The organism is Caulifigura coniformis (assembly GCF_007745175.1).
In the GTDB taxonomy this organism is placed as follows: Bacteria; Planctomycetota; Planctomycetia; order Planctomycetales; family Planctomycetaceae; genus Caulifigura; species Caulifigura coniformis.
In genome coordinates, this window is record NZ_CP036271.1 from 1,598,286 (window position 1) to 1,617,706 (window position 19,421).

The following is a 19,421-nucleotide window of genomic DNA, read 5'->3' on the forward strand; positions in this document are numbered from 1 at the left end:
TGTGCGAATGCCAGCGATTTCCACAGTGGCACGGCTCACAGAGCGGTGCCACCCAATCCATCAACTCGCTCTTAACCCAGGATCGCCCGAACGCGGTCCACCAGTTCTGCCGCCGCCACCGTCTCCTGCTGCTGGGCCTTCAGGTTCTTCACCTGCCAGACGCCCGCGTTGAACTCGTTCTCACCGGCGATCACCGCCAGCGTGAAGCCCTTCTTGTCCGCGTACTGCAGCTGTTTCTTCAGCCCCTTCGCCTGCGGGTAAACCTCCGTCGGGACTCCTGCCTGGCGAAGCGCCCGGGCCGTCGCCATGTAGTCGCCGAGCCGCGATTCATCAAAGCAGACGACCAGCACCTGCGCCGGGGTCGCCGCCGACTTCACGAGCCCCATGTTCTCCATCGCCGCCAGCAGCCGGTCGAGCCCCAGGCTCGCGCCCACCCCAGGAAGAGGCTGCTTCGTGAACAGCGCAGCCAGGTTGTCGTACCTGCCTCCCGAGCAGACGCTGCCAATCTTCTCGTCCTCGTTGAGGAACGTCTCGTAGATCGTGCCGGTGTAGTAATCGAGCCCGCGCGCAATCGAGACATCGAGCCGGATCCGCTCCGCCGGCAGGCCCGACCGGCGGCAGACGTCGAAAAGCTCCCGCAGACGGGCCACGCCTGTCTCGCCACGCTCGCTACCGGCCACGGTTTCGGACACACGCGCCAGGATCTCGTCCGGCGTGCCTCTCAACTCGGCGAAGTCGAGGACTTTGCCCGCCTGCTCAGGCGTCGCTCCCACCTGGCCGGTCATTTCCTCGACCACAGCCTCCCGGCCGATCTTGGGCAGCTTGTCGAGCGCCCGCAGAACACCCGTCGACTTTTCGAGAAGCCCCTGCCGCTCCAGAAGTCCGTTCAGCATCTGCCGGTGGTTGACCCGGATCGTGAAGGCCTTGAACCCGATCGCTTCCATCAGGTCGTGGATGACCATCAGGGTTTCGATATCCGATGCGTTTGCATCGGTGCCGATGGTGTCGAAATCGCACTGGACGAATTCGCGATAACGTCCCCGCTGAGTGTTCTCCCCGCGCCAGACGGGCGCAATGTGATAGCGCTTGAACGGCAGCGTGATCTCGTTCAGGTGTTCGGCGGCGAATCGGGCGAAAGGCACGGTGAGGTCGAACCGCATGGCCACGTCCCGCTTCCCCTGCTGGAAGCGGAACAGTTGCTTGTCTGATTCATCCCCCCCTTTGCCCAGCAGCACTTCCGAGTATTCCAGCGCCGGCGTGTCGATCGGACTGAAACCGTAGCTGCGGTAAACGCGCCGGGCCGTTTCCATCAGCGCTTCGCGGGCCATCATCGCGTCCGGGAGAGAGTCGCGAAAACCCTTGACGGTCTGGGTGCTGATGAGCGAATCGGCCATGAGAAACAACGATCAAACGCAGAAAACAGTGAGAGGGACACTCAATCAGGCGGCGAGGTTCCGGGACCGGCCGCCAGATGTCAAACCTGTCGACACGACACACAGCTCAGGTTCTGCCGCGGAATCCACGCGGTCGACCGTCGCGGCCGCCAATCAATGGTTGTGCCCGGCATGCGGATCCACGGCCCCGCCCGAACGATTCTTGAGCGCCATCTGCAGTTGGTGGGCCCCCCGCAGCGCGATGACGTTCCCCGGATAGAGCTGGTTGTCGTCCGCAACAACCACCGTGTCCCGGTCGCGGTACTCAACCGTGACACGAACGCGATCGAATTTCCGGCCATTCTGCCGGAACACGAACGAATCGAGACCGTCACGCGCGATCGCGTCGGCCGGCAACACAAACCTGTCCTTCCATTCCACGACGGGAATCCGGAGCTGCAGCCGCTGCCCCGGCCGGTAGCGCCAGTCGATGAAACTCTGCCCGTCAGGGCTCTTTTCCGACCGCTCCACGACGTTCGGCAGCCGTACATAAATCGGCAGCGTCCGGGCATCCGCATCGACGACGCTTCCCGTGTAGGCAAACGCAAGGTCTTCAATCACCACGGTTCTGCCCCCCGGCGCCGTGATCGCCGCCGAGGCCTTCCAGCCTTTGCGGACCGCTTCCGTCATCCATGCGGCGTCCTGCTCGAACGCCTGCCCTTCAATGAACAACTCGGAGTTGTCGGTGAGGACGGCCAGCGTCTGGCCTGCAGCAACAGTCTCACCTTTATGAATCAGCACTTCCTGAAGAATCAACGGTCGAGATTCCTCGTCCCCCTCAGCCGAGTCCTCCTTGCCCGAGGCCGTGTGAAACGCCGCCGGATCGACCGAAGAATCGGCCAGCTTCAGTTCTTCGTCCGAATGGTCGTCGTGTGACGGCGCGACGATCAGCAGTTCCTTGAGCAGTTTGCGGTTGGCGACGATCTCTTCGATCTGCCGGTCCGACAGGCCGACCAGCCTGAGCCCTTCCCGCAGCGCATCCACCTGCGATTGAAGCTTCTCCTGCGCGTACTGCCGCTCCAGCAGGTTCCGTGACGCGACCGCCCCGGTGTCGACGGCCTTCGACAACCGGGCGATTTCCCGGGTTTCGACGTCCAGCTCCCCCAGCAGCCGGAGAAGATTCATCTGCGAATTGACCATCGCCTCCGCCGTGATCCTGAGCTGAAACAGCACGGCCCCCGGCTGAACCGCTTCCCCCTGCACCGCGTGGACGTGCGTGATCACGCCGGCGATCGGAGTGGAGGCTTCCAGCCGCGTGCGTCCCGGCCGGCCCACGATGATCGCCGGCACGGTGATCGACTGACGGTACGTCGAGAGCACAGCCGGCTTGAGCGTCGAGTCATCCAGTCCCAGGCTCTTCATGGCCTGCGGCGAAATCTCGATCGAGTTCTCACTTCCGTGGGAATGGTCATGCCCGTCGTCGTGCGGGTGGTCCTCCTCGCCGGGAGACGAACCGTTCGCAATGACCTCATGGACCATCCTTTGAACCGATGGCCACCAGAGTTTGAAGGTCGTTCCTCCCACGGCCGCCGCAGCGATCAGCAGCGTGAACAGGGAGTATCGGGCGATCCGGGGATTGTCGGGGGACATGAGCACAGCATGATGGAGATCAGGCCCCCGGAAACTCGCAGTCGGGCTGCGGAGAGCGATCGGGGTTCCGGCATCATTCAAGTCCCTCATCCGTCGGTCAAGATCGACCCGCGCCGCCTCCCCCGGAGCAATCGACTTCGACATTCGGCCCACACTCCCGATAATCGGGGCCCGCAATTCCCGATGCCCGAAGTGTCCATCTCCCCCACCACTCCCGATCCCGCCCATCTGGCGGACCGACTCAAGGCCGAAGCCCGGCGACTGGGGTTCGACCTCGTCGGCATTGCCCCGGCCGCCGCCCCGACCACGACCCCCGAGTTCCGGGAATGGCTCAGCGCGGGCTTCGCCGGAGAGATGCACTACCTCGAACGGCGGCGCGAGGCGTACGACCACCCCGCCTCGATGCTGACCGAAGTTCGCACCGTCATCATGCTGGGCGTCAACTACTACAGCGGAGACGAACCCGAACCGCAGCCCGGCGACGGCCGCGTGGCCCGCTATGCCCGCATCCCGGCCGATTATCACGATGTGCTGCGTGCCCGCCTCAAAGAGCTGGCCGCCTTGCTCCACAACGCCCATCCCAGATGCCGCACGCGCGGAGTCGTCGACACCGCTCCGCTGCTCGAACGCGACTTCGCCCGTCGGGCCGGCCTCGGCTGGTTCGGCAAGAACACCATGCTGCTCAACAAACGTTTGGGAAGCTGGTTCTTTCTCGCAGCGCTCCTCACCGACGTCGAACTGCCGGCCGATGCCCCGCACGATGCGGCCCATTGCGGAACGTGCACGCGCTGCCTCGAGGCCTGCCCGACCGACGCCTTCATCGCCCCCTATGTGCTCGATGCCCGGCGCTGTATCAGCTACCTCACGATCGAACTCGGCGCTCGCCCGATCGAGGAATCCCTGCTTTCCGGAATGCAGGACTGGGCATTCGGCTGCGACATCTGCCAGGAAGTCTGTCCGTGGAACCGGAAGGCTCCTCTCGCTGAAGACCAGGCCTTTCGCGCCGGTCCCGAGAACAGCTCACTGAGGCTCGCCCCGCTGCTGGAGATGGACGAATCACGGTTCCAGCAGCAGTTCGGACAGACGCCTCTCGCTCGCCCGGGACTGGAAGCCCTGACGCGCAGCGCCTGCCTGGCCGTCGGTAACGCCGGAACCCTCGAAGACCTCCCGACCCTCGCGGCAGCGAAGGCTTCAGCGTCACCACTGATCCGCGACGCCGCTGGATGGGCTGAGGCCCGATTGCGAGATCGCGCGGGATCGAGGGGCGAATTTGCGGAAAACAACGAATGTGCCGATCTGGCCGTGAAGTCGGACGCGATGCACGCTGGGGAGTCGAACGCCCGCGGACATTCGGGTTCCCGCTAAGTTCGCTCTGAAGCGACCCGAAACCCTCGCCGCCGCGCCAACCAGCATGCACACTTAGAGAGTCTCCCCTGAAGATCGCTTCCCTGGCCGTCTCGATTTGATTCGAGACGAGAACTGCCTGTGCCCAGCAATCACGAACGCGTCGCCACTGCTCTCGATCTGCTGACCGCCGGCATGGCCGACTTCGCGGAGACGAAGCTCCGCGAAGTGTATAAGGAGAACTGGGTCAACTCCGTCTCCGGAAGTTTCCGTGATGACCGGAACCGCCTCTCCGCCGACGGCCTCAGCATCCGCTGGGATGCCCACGCCCTGCTGACCGTCATGTGGGATCAGTGGAACGCCGTCTTCCGGACTTCGCTCGGCCACGCCGAACGCAGCCTCGTCAGCGAACTGCGCGAGTACCGGAACCGCTGGGCCCACCAGAAAGAATTCGACTTCGACGACACCTACCGCATTCTCGACAGCGTCCGCCGACTGCTCCAGGCCGCCGAGTCCCGGAAACTGCCGGAACTGGAGTACCAGAAGCGCGATCTGCTCGAGGCCTATGTCGCCGAGGAAGTGAACACCCAGATCCAGCAGTCGATGTTCAACCGCAACCGGCCGTGGGTCATTGCGTTCTACACCTTCTGCTTCGGCGTCACCTTCTACAACCTGGTCGCGAAACGCGACATGACCGAGCCGTCCCGATACTTCTTCATCTCGACGCTGCTCCTCGCGTTCATCTACCTGATCTATCGCCAGTACAGGATGGACCCGCCGATCCTGTTCGGCCCGCACGAATGCCAGCGCTGCCGGAAGATCATCTATCGCAAGGAATGCCCTTACTGCGAGTCGTAGGCCCGGCCGTCAGAAACGCGGATCCTTGACCGGTCGCCGGTCGCTCTCCACGCTGGGCCGCATGTCGACCCTCCGCACCTACGCACAGCTCTGCCGCCTCCCCGCCGTCTTCACCGCGATGGCGGACGTCTTCATGGGCTATTTCGTTCTGCGCGGGGTCCGGCATCTGTCCGATCCTTCCATCCAGGGCCCCCAGACCCTGGCGGCCCTGGTCGTCGCCTCCAGTGCTCTGTATCTCGCGGGGATGGTGCTGAATGACGTGTTCGATCGCGAGATCGATGCCCGTGAACGCCCGCAGCGCCCGATCCCTTCCGGCCGCGTCAGCCTGCGGAACGCCATCCGCCTTGCCGTGTTGTTGATCGTGACAGGCCTCATCGCCAGCCAGCTTGCCGGCTATAAGTCCCTGCTGGTCGCGCTGCTGCTGCTCGTGAACATCGTGCTGTACGATGGCTGGGGAAAGCACACCCCGCTGGGGCCGCTGCTGATGGGGGGCTGCCGATTCCTGAACGTCATTCTGGGCGGCAGTTCGGGGGCCGGAGACGTGTCCCAGCTCTTCACCTCGCACGGGTCGCTCGTGGCTACGGGCCTCGCGATCTATGTCGCCGGCGTCACCATCTTCGCGAAGAAGGAAGCGGAAACGAGCGGACGCGGCGGACTGATCTTCGGCCAGGTCGTCCTGAATCTCGGGTTGCTGACCACCGCCGTCTGGATTGCGCCACACATGGACTCGACCCGCGCGCTCGCAACGCTGGGAGTCATCGCCGTCGTCATCAATCGCCGCGCGCTCCAGGCAGTCGCGGATCTGCGACCGGCCAGGGTGCAGGCCGCAGTCCGCATCATGCTCCTGTCGATCATCACCATCGATGCCACGGTGATCTACACCGCGACAGGAGACACGGGGACCGCCCTCGCCGTCGTGGCACTGCTGTTTCCGTCGCTCCTGCTGGGCAAGTGGATGACGATGACGTAAGGAAGAAGCCCGGCTTCTCGCTGTGCTAACATATCCCCATGGATTTCCTCCGTCTCGGCCCCCGCATCACCCTTGTCCCCGTGCTTCATGGCAGCGGCGATTTCGCCGTCGCCGTGCGGCGGCTGATGTTGATGGAGCGGTTCGACTGCCTGGCGGTGCCGCTCCCTCCCTCGTTCCAGCACGACGTCGAACGCGCGATCGACGTCCTCCCCGCGGTCTCCGCCGTGATTCAACGCGAGTCCCCCCGCTTTGAAGCGACCGACTGGTCCCCGGAAGAAGACGACTCGGATGAGCCCGACGAGTCGAAGGCCTGCAGCTATGTCCCGATCGATCCCTGCCAGCCGGTGATCGCGGCGCTGCGGGTGGCCTTGCAGGAGAACATTGCGCGGGCCTTCATCGATCGTGAGTCGGAAGAATACCTCCCGGCAGCACTCAACCTTCCCGATGCCTACGCCCTGAAGAAGACGACGCTCGACCGGTTCGCCGCCGCCGTTCTTCCCAGCCTGCCGCGGCCCCCTGAGGGGGCCTGGAACGACCGCATCCTGCACATGGCAGCCCGGCTGAGGGAACTGGAACTGCGTCACAAGTCGATTCTCTGCCTGTGTGCCGTCAGCGACTGGCCCTGGATCCGCGAAGCGTTCACCGAAAAGTCGCCCCCTCCCGAATCGGCCGCCGAGGTCGAGGAGACCGAACTGTGCGGCGTCGACCCCGCCTCGATGCTCTTCTTTCTCGGAGAACTCCCGCACATCACGGGCCTCTATGAACGGGCCCGCGCCGACCTCGACGACGATGAAAACCTCTCGCTCGATGGAGTCAAGAACCTCCTGCTGGTCGCCCGAGACCGTTACCGGGCCGATCTCAAGCAGCGGGCCCGCAGCATCACGCCGCATCTGCTGGCGACCATGCTCAAGTACATCCGCAACCTCTCGCTCATCGAACGCCGGCTCACTCCCGATCTGTACACGCTGATCGTGGCGGGAAGGCAGATGGCGGGAGACCAGTACGCGATCCATGTCGCCGAAACCGCACGCGACTATCCCTACCCCGCACAGGCCGCGTGGCCCGAAGTGCGGTTTGGCATCGGCAAGGTCCGCATGCCGGACGGCGACACCTTGATGGCCAAATCCCGGCTGCCAGGTCAGCCGGTGGTCTGGCGGACCCTCGAGCTCAACCGCCGGCCGCCGAAGATCGACCAGATGCGCTGGGCCATGCAATGGAACCCCTTCAGTCAGTGCAGCTGGCCCCCCGAGGATACGACGATCGAGCGGTTCCGGACGGCCGTGAAAGATCAGGCCCTGAGCCTGCTGGGACAGGATCTCGCTCGCACCGAGAAGTTCAGCACCAGCCTGCTTGATGGTCTCGACATCCGTGAGACGCTCCGCAACTGGCACACGGGCGATCTCTACGTCAAAGTCCTCCCGCCGACGCGCGGCAGCCTCGACTGCGTCCTGATGATCTTCGACTCACCGGCCGACCCGCGCGAGTATCCGTGGCGCATCACCTGGCATGCCGAGCACCAGGACGAGTCGACCCTCACGTTTTTCGCGACCCACTTCGCGAAGGACATTGTCGGCCCTGGTATCGCCGCCGCCACCTACGGCGGCGCCATGTTCCTGTTTCCGCCGCGGGCGATCCCCGATGTCTGGCGTGACAAGCGGTTCGACTTCGCCGACACGCTCGAAGAACGCCTGCTGGCCGCGGCCTGCTTTCATTCGCATGAACGACACATCGCGCTCCTTTCGCCCTCCCCGCCGGGGCCGGGCTGGCGGCGACTCGCAAAAAAATACGGCAAGCGACTGATCCACGTGCCGCTGTCGAAGTTCAGCCAGGAAACGATTCAGCGGCTGCGGACGTTCCACGTCCTGAACGGCCGTCAGGTCCGCAGCTATGCCGAGCACTTTATCCGCAAGGCGTAGAGCAACGTGCCGCTACGCCTCAGGCGGAGTCTGCGCGCCGGCATGTCGGCGAAGCGACTTGCGGACGAGCTTCGCAAAGTCCCGATCGAGCTTCACCAGCTGAACCCGACGGACGTCGAGCGTCCGGAACTTCCCGTCGATCCGCGAGACGAGCACGAACGGCAGGCAGACCGCCTTGATCCGCAGCGGCCGGCCGGAGCCCCGGCCGGTGATCTGCAGTCGCACCGGCTCATCGGGCCGGACGCCGGAAACCTCTCCCGGCCACAGCCATGTTGGACACTCCAGGATTTCCGTCAGGACGGCGATGTCCTGCCCCGGCCGCAGATCTTCCGGCGCCAGTCGCGCGGCGACGGTCGTAACGGTCTTCAGAATGGAGTCCGAGCCCTTCATGCCCGCGGCAGACACCTGTTTCGCGGTCCCGGTTCACTTCCGTCATTCCCGAGTCGACCGGCAATTCAATTCATCTCCCGTCCCCCTCGCCCGCGTATTACGATCAACGAACCGCAATATGCCCGTCTCAGGAGCGTCGGATGCGACTGCCGACCGTCGTAGCGCCGCTGGCTGTCGTCGCCGCCGTCCTCGGAGTGACCGGGTACGCCGTCCAGCCCCCCCTGCCCGACCGTCCACTCGTTTCAGCCGACACGGGTGGAACCGCTTCGACCATCGAACGCCTGGAGGGCCTGCTTGCGAAATCCTGGTCTGCTCATGGGCTCACAGCGGCGGCCCCGGCCGATGACCTGACCGTCCTCCGCCGGCTCACTCTCGCGCTGGCGGGAACCGTCCCCTCCCTGGAAGAGATCCGGCGATTCGAGAACGACACGCGCCCGGATCGCCTGTCCCACTGGACGGCTCAACTGCTCAACGACGTCCGCTTCGCCGACTACTTTTCCGAGCGACTCGCCCGCGCTTTTGTGGGAGTCGACGGCGGACAGTTCATCGTCTTCCGCCGCGATCGCTTCACCGCCTGGCTCAGCGAACAACTGAAGAAGCGGCGGCCCTATGACGAAATGGTTCGCGACATGATCGCAACCGACGGCGTGTGGACCGACAAACCCGCCGTCAATTTCATCTCCGCCGCCTACGCCAACGACGCGTTCGATGAGAACAAGCTGGCTGGCCGCGCGGTTCGCGCCTTCCTCGGCCAGCGGATCGACTGTGCCCAATGCCACGATCATCCGTTCGCCCACTGGAAGCAGTCCGAGTTTGAAGGCCTCGCCGCCTGCTTCGGAAAGACGCGAATGTCGATCGTCGGTGTCGATGATGGACGGAAGACCCCATTCGAGATCGAGGATCGCAAAACCCTCGAGAAGCGCGTCATCGAGCCCGCCGTTCCTTTCGGAGCCGAATGGCTGCCGGCCGATGGCTCCCCCCGAAAGCGCCTCGCCGCCTGGGTGACCCATCCCGACAACCGCCGCTTCGACCGCGCGATCGTCAATCGGGTCTGGGGGCTGATGTTCGGCCGGCCGTTGATCGCCGACCGCCCCGTCGATGATCTTCCCGATCCGGACGATCCGGCCTTCAACGAACAGAACGCCGTGCTCGATGTGCTGGCCGACGATTTCCGGCGGCACGGTCGCGACCTGCGCCGCCTGGTCGCTGTGGTCGCCGGCAGCAGTGCCTTCCGAGTCGATTCGCGAGTCCCAGAGAATGCGTCCGGGTCTACAGCCGGCGGCTGTCACTGGGAGGTCTTCCCGCTGGTTCGTCTGCGGCCGGAACAGGTGGTCGGCAGCATGTTGCAGGCCGCGAGCATTCGGACGATCGACCGCAACTCCCATCTCTTCACGCGAGCGCTCCGCTTCTTCCGCGAGCGGGATTTCGTCGAAGATTTCGGCGACCCCGGCGAAAACGAATTGGGAGAACGAGTCGGCACCGTCCCCCAGGCGCTCCTCCGCATGAACGGCGAACTTCAGAAGGACCTGACCGAACCCAATCCCTTCAATGCCACGACCCGCATCGCCAACAGCGCACCCGACCCGGCCTCATGCGTCGAGGTGGCTTACCTCATCTGCCTCACGCGACGGCCAACGACCGAGGAAAGTGAGTTCTTCACGAATCGCATCTCCGAGGCGTCCAGCAAAAAACGCGACGAGGCCGTCGCCGACCTGATCTGGACGTTGTTCAACAGCACCGAGTTTTCCTGGAACCATTGAACGGTCCCCGCAAGCCCCTCCCGCGACCGGGCTGACACTGGCCCTGCCAGTGCGAACCACTGAACACGGTCCAACATCCATGCACGATCCCTCCGCTCTCATGGTCTCGCGTCGTAGCTTCCTTGGTCGAGCCGCCGCGCTCGGCCTCAGTTTCTCGCTCCCCGCGCTCACCGCCCGCGCGGTGGAACGGCGTGGCAGCGAGCGCCCGATGTCGCTGATCACCCTCTGGATGCAGGGAGGGCCAAGCCAGCTCGAAACCTGGGATCCGCATCCCGGGACTCCCATCGGCGGCCCGACGACCGCCATCGACACCACCGTTCCCGGCCTGCGGATCGCCAGCACGTTCCCGAAAATGGCCGAGATGATGCACCACACGAGCGTGATCCGCTCGCTCGTCTCGAAAGAAGGAGACCACGAACGCGGCTCCTACCACGTCCTCACCGGCTATCGGCCCGATCCCACCGTCGTTCACCCGTCCGTCGGCGCCGTGCTCTCCCACGAGCTTCCCGCAACAGGCGTCGAGATTCCGCTGCACATCTCGCTCGCCGGCGGAGCAGGCTTCACGCTGCCGCGCGGCGGTTACCTCGGTGATGAATACGACGCGTTCCGCATCTACGAACCGGGCCGCGGCCTGATCAACATGCGATCGCGGGTCGGCGACAGTCGGACCGACCGGCGACGCGATGGCCTCGCCGTCGTCGAACGCGCGTTTCAGGCCGGGCGAACCAGGCCTGCCTCGGAAACCCTGCACCGGCAGATGCTCGACAAGGCGGTCGCCATGATGTCGTCAGAGCAGCTGACCGCGTTCGACATCGACAAGGAGCCGGCCGCAGTCGCCGCCGCCTACGGCGACACCCGATTCGGGCGCGGATGCCTCGTCGCCCGCAGACTCGTCGAGACCGGCGTCCGCTCGGTGCAGGTCGTTCTCGATGGATTCGACACTCACACCGACAACTTTGAAGGCTGCAAGACCCAGGCGGCCATCCTCGATCCCGCCCTGGCAACGCTGCTCAACGATCTCGCCCAGCGCGATCTGCTCGCCTCGACAATCGTTCTGTGCATCGGCGAGTTCGGGCGCACGCCCCGCATCAACCCGCTCGATGGCCGTGACCATTGGCCCGGCGGCTTCAGCTGCGTCATCGCCGGCGGCGGCCTGAAGACAGGCGTCGTCGTCGGCGCGACGGACCCCGAAGGACTCCGCCGCGAACCGGAACGCCCCGTCCCCATCGCCGACCTCTACACCACCCTCTTCCAGGCGATGTCGGTCGACCCCTCCAGGGAAATCAACACTCCCATCGGCCGGCCCATGAAGTTGAGCGAGGGCCAGGCCATCGGCGAACTCAACGGCTGAGCCTTCGCGGCTCAGTCGTTCATCACTTCCTTTTCCTTCGAGCTCGCCAGGTCGTTGACGAGGCCTTCGTATTTCTTCGTCAGCTCCTGCACCTGCTCCTTCGTCGCCTTGCAGAGGTCTTCCGTCATCGTCTTCTCTTTTTCCGCCGTCTCCGCGTGCTTGTTGCCGTCACGACGGATATTGCGGATCGCGACACGGGCGTCTTCCGCCAGCTTGCCCACGCGGGTCACGAATTCCCGGCGACGTTCGGTCGACAGCGGCGGAACGTTCAGGCGAATCAACCGGCCGTCCGAATTCGGGGCCAGCCCGGCGTCGCTCGATTGAATCGCCTTCACGATTTCACTCAGGCTCGAAGCGTCGAACGGCTTGATGACGATCTGCTGCGGTTCCGGGCAGCTGATCACGGCCATCTGCTTCAGCGGCGTGGGAGACCCGTAGTAGTTGACGCGGATCGAATCGACGAGGCCCGGAGTGGCGCGGCCCGTCCGCAACCCGGTCAGCGCGTTCTTGAAGACTGCGGCGGCCTTCTCCATGCGGTCTTCGGTGTCGAGAAGAATTTCGTCCTGATCCATGTGCGGCGCCTCAATCGTCGAGCGATGCCGGTCAAAGGTTGCACCGGCCCCTGCAAAGACTTCGAAAACAGTGAATTCTGAAAGTATCGCATGCAGCCCCGCATTTGAAGCCGCCCCGCCGTTCTCACTCCGACGCCGGCCGCTGCCTCCCCTGCTTCGTCTCCGATCGGAAACGCTTCTCCTTCAGCCGCCGCTCCTTCGCGCCGCGCGACGGCTTCGTCGCCTTCCGCACCCGTGGTCTCACCAGCGCCGCACGCAGCAGTTCGGCCAGACGCTCCAGGCAGTCCGCCTTGTTCTTCGGCGCGTCGCGATGCTCCTGCCCCGTGATCAGGATCGCGCCTTCCTTCGTCATCCGCTTGCCGGCCAGTTTGACGAATCGTTCCGCCACGTCGGGATCGATCGACGGCGAGGCCGTCGGATTCCACCGCAACTGGATCCGCGAATTCACCTTGTTGACGTTCTGCCCGCCCGGCCCCCCGCTCCGCGAAGCCATGAACTCGAATTCCGCGAACGGAATGCGGACCTTGTTCGTGATCACCAGTTCTTCAGGTCCGCTGGACATGACACAAGAGACGTTGCGAGGATGAGGCTGCTGCGAAAGCGATGGTCCGATTGAATTGCGGCAGGCGGACGCCTGCCCTCAGGCAAGGCGCTCGATCGATGCAACTTCCCCGGATGATCCGAGTGCGTCAACGCTTCGACCGACCGATCGTCACCGACATCGACCGCGAAGTCCACCAGCAACTGGCAGGCCTGAATCTCCAGCACCGCGTCCGGCCCGGCCAGACCGTCGCGATCACCGCCGGGAGTCGCGGCATCGCCAACATCGCCCAGATCACCCGGGCGATCGTCGCCCACTGCGTCGAACTCGGGCTCAGGCCATTCATCGTGCCGGCCATGGGAAGCCACGGCGGTGCGACCGCCGAGGGACAGCGCGAAGTGCTCGCAGGTTACGGCATCGTCGAGGAATTTGTCGGTGCGCCGATCAGGGCGTCGATGGATACCGTCATCGTCGACACCACCCCCCAGGGGATCCCCGTCCACTTCGACAGGCTCGCCGCCGAAGCCGACCACGTGATCATCGCCGGTCGCATCAAGCCCCATACCGGCTTCGTCGGCGAAATCGAGTCCGGCCTCCACAAGATGATGCTCATCGGTCTCGGCAAGGCCGTCGGCGCAGCCATCTACCACAAGGCCATCAAGGACTTCACATTCCAGGAGATCATCCTCGCGGTGGCGGACTCCGTCATCCGCAAATGCCGCGTTCTGTGCGGCGTCGGCATCGTCGAAAACGCCTACGACGAAACAGCCCTCATCGCCGCAGTTCCCCCCGAAGCCTTCTACGAACGCGAGAAGGCCCTCTTGAGCCAGGCCCGCAGCTGGCTGCCGCGGCTCCCGTTTCCCGATGTCGACCTGCTGATCATCGACCAGATCGGCAAGAACGTCAGCGGCACCGGCATGGACACCAATGTCGTCGGACGGAAGTACAACGACCACGCCCCCACCGAACTCGACGATGCCCGCGTCCGCCGGATCTTCATCCGCGGACTCACGGAGATGACGCACGGCAACGCCTGCGGGATCGGGCTCGCGGAGTTCACCACCCGGCGAACAGTCGCGCAGATCGACTCCGAGATCACCCGGGTCAATTGCGTCACCGCCGGCCACCCGACCGCCGCGATGCTCCCGGTCGTCTGCGAAACCGACCGTGACGCCGTCGAAGACGCTCTCTCCACCATCGGACTCACGCCGCCCGAACACGCCCGCGTGGTCCACATCCACGACACCCTGCACCTCGAAACTGTCCTCGTCAGCGAGGTTTACGGCAAAGAGATCAAGTCCAGGACTCACCTGGAGGCGCTCGGCGGACCGGAACCGATGAGATTCGACCAGCAGGGCTTTCTGGTTCCTCTTTCCTGAGTTTCCCCCCTTTGCTAAAAGCCGGCAAAAGTTGCCGGTCGGGCTGCGGCGCCCCTTGCGCCGTCCGTCCCGGATCGCCAATCGCTCCATTGACGGAGCACTCAGGGCGGCCACCGCCGCTCGTGGGGAAAGGACTTCCCATGTCGATGATGCTTTGGAAAACACTCGCTCTGGGCGGCGTTATTGGCGTCGGCTCGGTCGTCGTCGTGCAGGCGAAGCGCGGCCTCGATGATGGCGCCGCCACCGCCGGAACCACCAAGCCGGCCGAAGAGGAATTCGAGCTTCTCGATCCCGAAACCGGGCTCGAGACTTCCTTCGAAGGGGCCCTCGACGCCGCGCCCCCCAAAAAACTCGCTGAGCGGGCCCAGGCCGAACCCCTCGCGGCGCTCGCCGCCGTCAGCCCTGATGACAATCCCTTTGGCGGCGAGCCATCGCCCGCCGAAGTGGCCCAGGCCTCGGCCGAGAAAGTCCCCGACGACAACCCCTTCGCCTCCGGAACGGCCACTCTCGCGGACGCCCAGGAAGAGCCCGCTTCGACCGTGACGCTCGATGAGCAAGCCGGGGAAAAGTTCGCGCTCCTCGACGGCGCCGCCCCCCCCACCGCTCCCGAACAATCGGAACCGAATCCCTTCGACCCCGCCCCGGCAGCGGAACCGACGCAGCCCCTCAAGAAGCTCTCTCCGGGCAACGACGGCCCGGTCTTGATGACGCCCCCCGCGGACGACAATCCCTTCTCCCAGTTTGTGCGCACGCAAACCGAGACCGCGGAAAGCGTCACCGCCGAAACGTCCACCACCGAAGTCGAACCCGGCGCCCCGCAGTTCGACGCCGCCCCCGCGGTCGACGCTCAGCCGCCGCTCCGAACCCGTGAGCCGGCCGCGTCACTTCCCATCGAATTGCCCCCCGCGACTCTCAACCCGGAAGCCTCCGGCTTCACCCGGGAGCGTCGCGAACCCGCTCCGCAGGTAGAGCCGGCAATCGCCAGCCCGCAGGACGCAGGCCTCGCCCCGACCCCAGCGCCTGGTCTGCCCGAAGTCGCCCGGGAAAATGCCCCGGGCCGTGTCCGCGTGGCCGAAGCCGAGCTTCCCGCCCCCGGCCCCGAAGTGGCGCCGGATTCTCTTCCTCCCTTTCCGCCTCTGAACCTCACTGGCGGCGAGGCGACGACTCGCTCCGACTCCCCCCCGTCCGACATTTCGTCGATCCCTCAATCGGCCAGGCCACTGGTCAACGAACCAGACTCGTCAATCCCCACCGACCGCACGATCCCCAACGAAGCCCCCCCCACCCAGGACAGCAAGGGCGGGTTCGGCATCGAGAATTCGTTCCCCGCACGGCCTGCTCCAGACACGTTCAATCCCGACGAATCTCCGACGGCAAGGCCGCAGCAGCAGCCGGCGAACACCTTCCCTGTCGAACAGGGTCAGCCTCAGGGATCTCCATTTGATCCCCTGCCGGCCTCCTCGATCCCCACGTCGCCAGCGAACTCGCTCCCGGCCAATCCCCCCGCGTCCCTGCCGACGACTCCGGCTCCAACCACTCCCGCCCCGGTCACCCCGGCGCCGGCCGCGCAGCCCGATCTCTCCGGCGCCGCAGTCCTCGATCGAAACGTCGCCATCGGCCCCGCCCAGCCGCAGCTCACGATCGTCAAGCAGGCTCCCAGTGAGGCCGTTGTCGGACAGGACCTCGAATACTCGATCCTCGTCAAGAACATCGGGCGGTCGGCGGCCCACAACGTGGTCGTCGAAGACCTCATCCCCCGCGGCTCCAAGTGCACGGGAACGATTCCCAAGGCCGAATCGCAACTGGAAAAGAAGAACCTGATCTGGAAGCTCGGCACACTCGCCGCCGGCGCCGAACAACTCATCCGCGTCCGCATCACTCCCACGGACGCCGGCGAAATCGGCAGCGTCGCCACCGTCAGCTTCTCCGCGGCCGTCGCGGCCAAAACCGTCATCGTCGAACCGAAGGCCACGCTCCTGGTCACAGGACCGCGGGACGCCGTCGTCGGCGAGCCGGCCCAGTACAAGTTCACCATCACGAACAACGGCCCCATCGACCTCAAGGGCGTCTTCGTCCGGACCGTCCTGCCGGGACAGGGCCTCACCCATCCCGGTGGCAACGATCTTGAGTACGAACTCGGCGACCTCCCCCGCGGCAAGTCCCGGGAAGTCTCGCTGGCGATGACGCCCTCCCAGCAGGGCGACTGGTCCTTCGATTCGATGGTCACTCTGAATGGCCGCGAACTTTCCAAACACCAGTCAGCGCTCCATGTGGTCGGCGCACGGCTGACCGTCGTCCGCACCGGGCCGACAAAACGGTTCGTCGGCCGGTCCGCGACCTACAGCAACACGGTCTCGAACAACTCCGCACAGACACTGATGAACGTCAACGTCGTCGAATCGCTTCCCATGGGACTCGATCCCTCGGGCCAGCTCTCGAAAGACGTCCGCTGGGATCCCGCCCGTCGCACGCTGACCTGGACGATTCCCCAGCTCGCCCCCGGACAATCGGTCGATCTCCCCTGCACCGTCACGCCCAAAACGGCCGGCGCGCTTCAGGGACAGATCGTCGCCCGAGACGCCTCGGGAAATCATGCCGAAATCGCGACGGCCCTCGAAGTCGCCGGCTTCTCGTCACTGGTGGTCGATGGCGGACACGACGGCCGGCCCGTCGCCGTCGGTGACCAGGTCTCCTTCCGGTTCAGCGTCAAGAACCGCGGAACCGCCGCTGCCGAGCAGGTCGTCGCCATGTTCGACCTCCCGCAGGAAGTGGAATTCATCAGCGCCCAGGGTCCCGGCAACGCGAAGTTCGAGCGGACCGGGCAGTTGATCGTGTTCGACCCGGTTCCCAACGTCCTCGTGAACGGCGAACTCACCTACGACGTCGTCGTCCAGGCGAAGACCGCCACCTCCCCGAACGCCCACCCGCGAATCCGCGTCAGCCTGAACAGCACGCAGCTTCCCGCGGACCATCCGCTCGAACAGGAACAGCAGCTCGTGATCTACGGCGACGACGAAGAGATGCAGCCCGTCCAGCGCGTCAGCGGCACGCGGTAAACGCACGGTCGTCGACGCCGGGGCACGACGGAACGGCGAAGATTTTCCTGAGCCGCATCCGGGAAGAGACCATCGTTGCGAAAACGGCCTCGTCCCGGGATGCCGTCGCCCACTTTCGCTCCTCCTCCCTTCCCTCTGTTCGCCCCCTTCCTGGCCGGCAGCCCGCCACTCGCAATCCCAAGAGTCAAACATCTGTCGTCCGGTCGCGGCCAAACTATACTTCCCCGATGATCGCTGCTCGTCCTTCCCGCCTTCCCCGCGTCGCCCTTCTGTCGGCGATCATTCTGGCGTTGGTCGGCTGCGACCAGGCGACGAAGGTTTACGCCGTCAAGAACCTGAAAGGGCAGCCGCCGCAGTCGTATCTCAATGACACTGTGCGGATCCATTACGTCGAGAATCCGGGCGCGTTCCTCGGACTGGGTGGCCAGCTCGACCCCAGGGTCAAGTTCTGGGTGCTGACGATCCCGACGGCCCTCATCCTCGTCTGGGTGCTGGCCTTCGTGTTCACAAGCCGGTCGATCGATCGCTGGACCTTCGTCGCCCTCGCGATGATCGCCGCCGGCGGCATCGGCAATTCCATCGACCGCTTCCGCCTCGGCGGACTGGTGATCGACTTCCTGAACGTCGGCTTCGGAACACAGGTCTGGCAGCGAACCGGAATCTTCAACGTCGCCGACGTCGGAATCACGGCCGGATTCATCATGCTGCTCCCTTATGTGCTCAAAGGGGAGCCGACACCAGCCCCGCCACCGGAAGCGCCGGCGACTCAATGACTGTGATCGTGCCCCGAATGCGGGTCGATCGGTGATCGCTTGCGGCTGAGCTGGGCCGCGGCGAAATCGAATGTCTGGCGATCGGCATCTTCCCACTTGCCGGCCCGAACCGTGGCCAGGATCTCTTCAAAGTGGGCCAGCTCATCGTCGGACATCTGAGACTGCGAATGTCGCTGGCGGATCGCCTTCTCCACCTTGGAGACCATGTCCGCCTTTCGAGACGAGACCGCCGTCGACAGCAACTGGATGTACTTCAGGTTGTCGAACTCGACGGCTGGCGGCTTCGTCCACCAGCCAATCAGCTGCCACAGAACCAGGGCGGCCCCCAGCAGACCCAGGAAATGCAGGCCGAAGCGGTCCATCAACGTGCGATCGTTCATGGCGGACCTCAGTATTCACCCACGACTTCGCCGTCACGGCAGCTCGACAGCGCGGCCCACGTCGGCTGATGAATGTATTGCGACACGAATCGCACGCTCCCGTCCCCCAGCAGTACGTGGGAACCGCCCATGTGCGGCGAGTACATCTGGCACACGTGGCAAAGCGGGCTGTTCGGCGGATGGATCGGCGCGAAGCCGGTCACCGGATCGATTTCCGCCTGCGCGGGGCCGGAGTGGACGTTGACGAGAGTCGCGGCCCGGTCGCAGGCCGTAATCGGGAACTTCGCCGGATCGATCGTGCAGACTGATGCCCCCGGTACGACGCCCACCCATGTCTTGTCGCTGATGATGCTGTGTTCGCCGATGAATACCGTGTTCGAAAGGCCATCCGGCACATCCGCCTCACGGGTGCGCGAGTTTCGATACAACGGCCCGTCGGCGATCGCCCTGGCATCGACGATCGCATACCCCCAGAACTCGTCTCGCCCCGCGTTCGCCACATAGTGGGCACGCCCGAACCGGGCCAGTTCCGTGCCCGATCCATCGCGAACAATCATCGGCCCGCTGGAGTTCGTCGCCGAGGGCGACATGAAGACCGCCAGGTTCGTCGCGGCCGGAGTGGCATTGATCGGATCCCAGCAAGGCAGGTCGGTGCGGAGCTGGTTGTAGAGTGGCGACTGGTCGAGGAACGGAAGCAGCATCGTTCCCCATGCGAATCCGTTCGGACCATCGAACGTGTCCGGATCCCGGCTCGGGTGACGCGTGTCGGCCAGGTACGACGCCGGAAAAACGCGATGCGTTTCGAGGTAATTGTGCAGCCCGAGCCCGATCTGCTTGAGGTTGTTCTTGCTCTGAGTCATGCGGGCGGCCTCGCGGGCCTGCTGGACGGCCGGCAACAGCAGGCTGACCAGAACCCCGATGATCGCAATCACCACGAGAAGCTCGATGAGCGTGAATCCGCGCACAGCGGATCGACAACCAGTTGGCATGATCTCGGACTCGACAAAGAAGGGCTTTCGGCGCACGAGAGCAGACGCGCCGAAAGTCAAAAGCTACTTCGTCAAATTCGACAATTCAAGTTGAGAGACAATATTTTTTGACCAATCAA

At 64.7% G+C, this 19,421-nt stretch carries 16 protein-coding genes; 9 read left to right on the forward strand and 7 right to left on the reverse strand.

Features of this window, described 5'->3' with window-relative positions; all coding sequences use genetic code 11:
- Positions 1 to 71 precede the first annotated feature (71 nt).
- The gene (gene hisS, locus Pan44_RS06290; RefSeq protein WP_145028346.1) at positions 72 to 1,394 is read right to left on the reverse strand and encodes a histidine--tRNA ligase; all 1,323 of its coding nucleotides are present in this window, start codon (positions 1,392 to 1,394) and stop codon (positions 72 to 74) included.
- A gap of 153 nt (positions 1,395 to 1,547) precedes the next feature.
- Entirely contained in the window at positions 1,548 to 3,023 is a 1,476-nt protein-coding gene (locus tag Pan44_RS06295; RefSeq protein WP_145028348.1) for an efflux RND transporter periplasmic adaptor subunit, read from the reverse strand.
- Positions 3,024 to 3,206: 183 nt separating this feature from the next.
- On the opposite strand from Pan44_RS06295, the gene queG reads away from it, so the two are divergent.
- From queG to Pan44_RS06315, 4 genes are all read left to right on the forward strand, one after another.
- Positions 3,207 to 4,388: a tRNA epoxyqueuosine(34) reductase QueG gene (queG, locus tag Pan44_RS06300; RefSeq protein WP_145028350.1), complete on the forward strand. Its 1,182-nt coding sequence runs from the start codon at positions 3,207 to 3,209 to the stop codon at positions 4,386 to 4,388.
- A 120-nt stretch (positions 4,389 to 4,508) separates the two neighbouring features.
- Complete coding sequence (locus Pan44_RS06305; protein WP_145028352.1) at positions 4,509 to 5,225, forward strand: Swt1 family HEPN domain-containing protein; 717 nt, start codon at positions 4,509 to 4,511, stop codon at positions 5,223 to 5,225.
- 61 nt (positions 5,226 to 5,286) lie between these two features.
- Positions 5,287 to 6,195: a UbiA family prenyltransferase gene (locus Pan44_RS06310; RefSeq protein WP_145028354.1), complete on the forward strand. Its 909-nt coding sequence runs from the start codon at positions 5,287 to 5,289 to the stop codon at positions 6,193 to 6,195.
- A 38-nt stretch (positions 6,196 to 6,233) separates the two neighbouring features.
- A complete protein-coding gene (locus tag Pan44_RS06315; RefSeq protein ID WP_145028356.1) occupies positions 6,234 to 8,111 on the forward strand; it encodes a hypothetical protein in 1,878 nt (625 codons plus the stop codon).
- 12 nt (positions 8,112 to 8,123) lie between these two features.
- Here the strand turns inward: Pan44_RS06315 and Pan44_RS06320 are convergent, their stop codons facing one another.
- The gene (locus Pan44_RS06320) at positions 8,124 to 8,501 is read right to left on the reverse strand and encodes a hypothetical protein (protein ID WP_145028358.1); all 378 of its coding nucleotides are present in this window, start codon (positions 8,499 to 8,501) and stop codon (positions 8,124 to 8,126) included.
- Between the two features lie 140 nt (positions 8,502 to 8,641).
- Here Pan44_RS06320 and Pan44_RS06325 point away from each other — a divergent pair, with 140 nt between their 5' ends.
- On the forward strand, positions 8,642 to 10,261 hold the full coding sequence (locus Pan44_RS06325) for a DUF1549 domain-containing protein (protein WP_145028360.1): 1,620 nt from the start codon (positions 8,642 to 8,644) through the stop codon (positions 10,259 to 10,261).
- A gap of 100 nt (positions 10,262 to 10,361) precedes the next feature.
- A complete protein-coding gene (locus Pan44_RS06330) occupies positions 10,362 to 11,612 on the forward strand; it encodes a DUF1501 domain-containing protein (protein ID WP_145028362.1) in 1,251 nt (416 codons plus the stop codon).
- 11 nt (positions 11,613 to 11,623) lie between these two features.
- Here Pan44_RS06330 and frr read toward each other — a convergent pair whose 3' ends face one another.
- Positions 11,624 to 12,184 (reverse strand): ribosome recycling factor, encoded by a 561-nt coding sequence (frr, locus tag Pan44_RS06335; protein WP_145028364.1) that lies wholly within the window; start codon positions 12,182 to 12,184, stop codon positions 11,624 to 11,626.
- Positions 12,185 to 12,308: 124 nt separating this feature from the next.
- Positions 12,309 to 12,746 (reverse strand): alternative ribosome rescue aminoacyl-tRNA hydrolase ArfB, encoded by a 438-nt coding sequence (gene arfB / locus Pan44_RS06340; protein ID WP_145028367.1) that lies wholly within the window; start codon positions 12,744 to 12,746, stop codon positions 12,309 to 12,311.
- A gap of 113 nt (positions 12,747 to 12,859) precedes the next feature.
- On the opposite strand from arfB, the gene Pan44_RS06345 reads away from it, so the two are divergent.
- The 3 genes from Pan44_RS06345 to lspA all read left to right on the forward strand — a co-directional run bounded on the left by Pan44_RS06345 (position 12,860) and on the right by lspA (position 17,933).
- The gene (locus tag Pan44_RS06345; RefSeq protein ID WP_231754322.1) at positions 12,860 to 14,104 is read left to right on the forward strand and encodes a lactate racemase domain-containing protein; all 1,245 of its coding nucleotides are present in this window, start codon (positions 12,860 to 12,862) and stop codon (positions 14,102 to 14,104) included.
- 140 nt (positions 14,105 to 14,244) lie between these two features.
- Positions 14,245 to 17,160 carry a DUF11 domain-containing protein gene (locus tag Pan44_RS06350; RefSeq protein ID WP_145028371.1) on the forward strand — a complete coding sequence of 972 codons (2,916 nt, stop codon included), beginning with the start codon at positions 14,245 to 14,247 and terminating at the stop codon, positions 17,158 to 17,160.
- A 227-nt stretch (positions 17,161 to 17,387) separates the two neighbouring features.
- Entirely contained in the window at positions 17,388 to 17,933 is a 546-nt protein-coding gene (lspA, locus tag Pan44_RS06355; RefSeq protein WP_145028373.1) for a signal peptidase II, read from the forward strand.
- Here lspA and Pan44_RS06360 read toward each other — a convergent pair.
- Positions 17,927 to 18,313, reverse strand: a complete 387-nt coding sequence (locus Pan44_RS06360) for a hypothetical protein (RefSeq protein WP_145028375.1) — start codon at positions 18,311 to 18,313, stop codon at positions 17,927 to 17,929. The genes lspA and Pan44_RS06360 overlap by 7 nt on opposite strands.
- Positions 18,314 to 18,321: 8 nt before the next feature.
- Entirely contained in the window at positions 18,322 to 19,302 is a 981-nt protein-coding gene (locus Pan44_RS06365; protein ID WP_145028377.1) for a DUF1559 domain-containing protein, read from the reverse strand.
- Positions 19,303 to 19,421 lie beyond the last annotated feature (119 nt).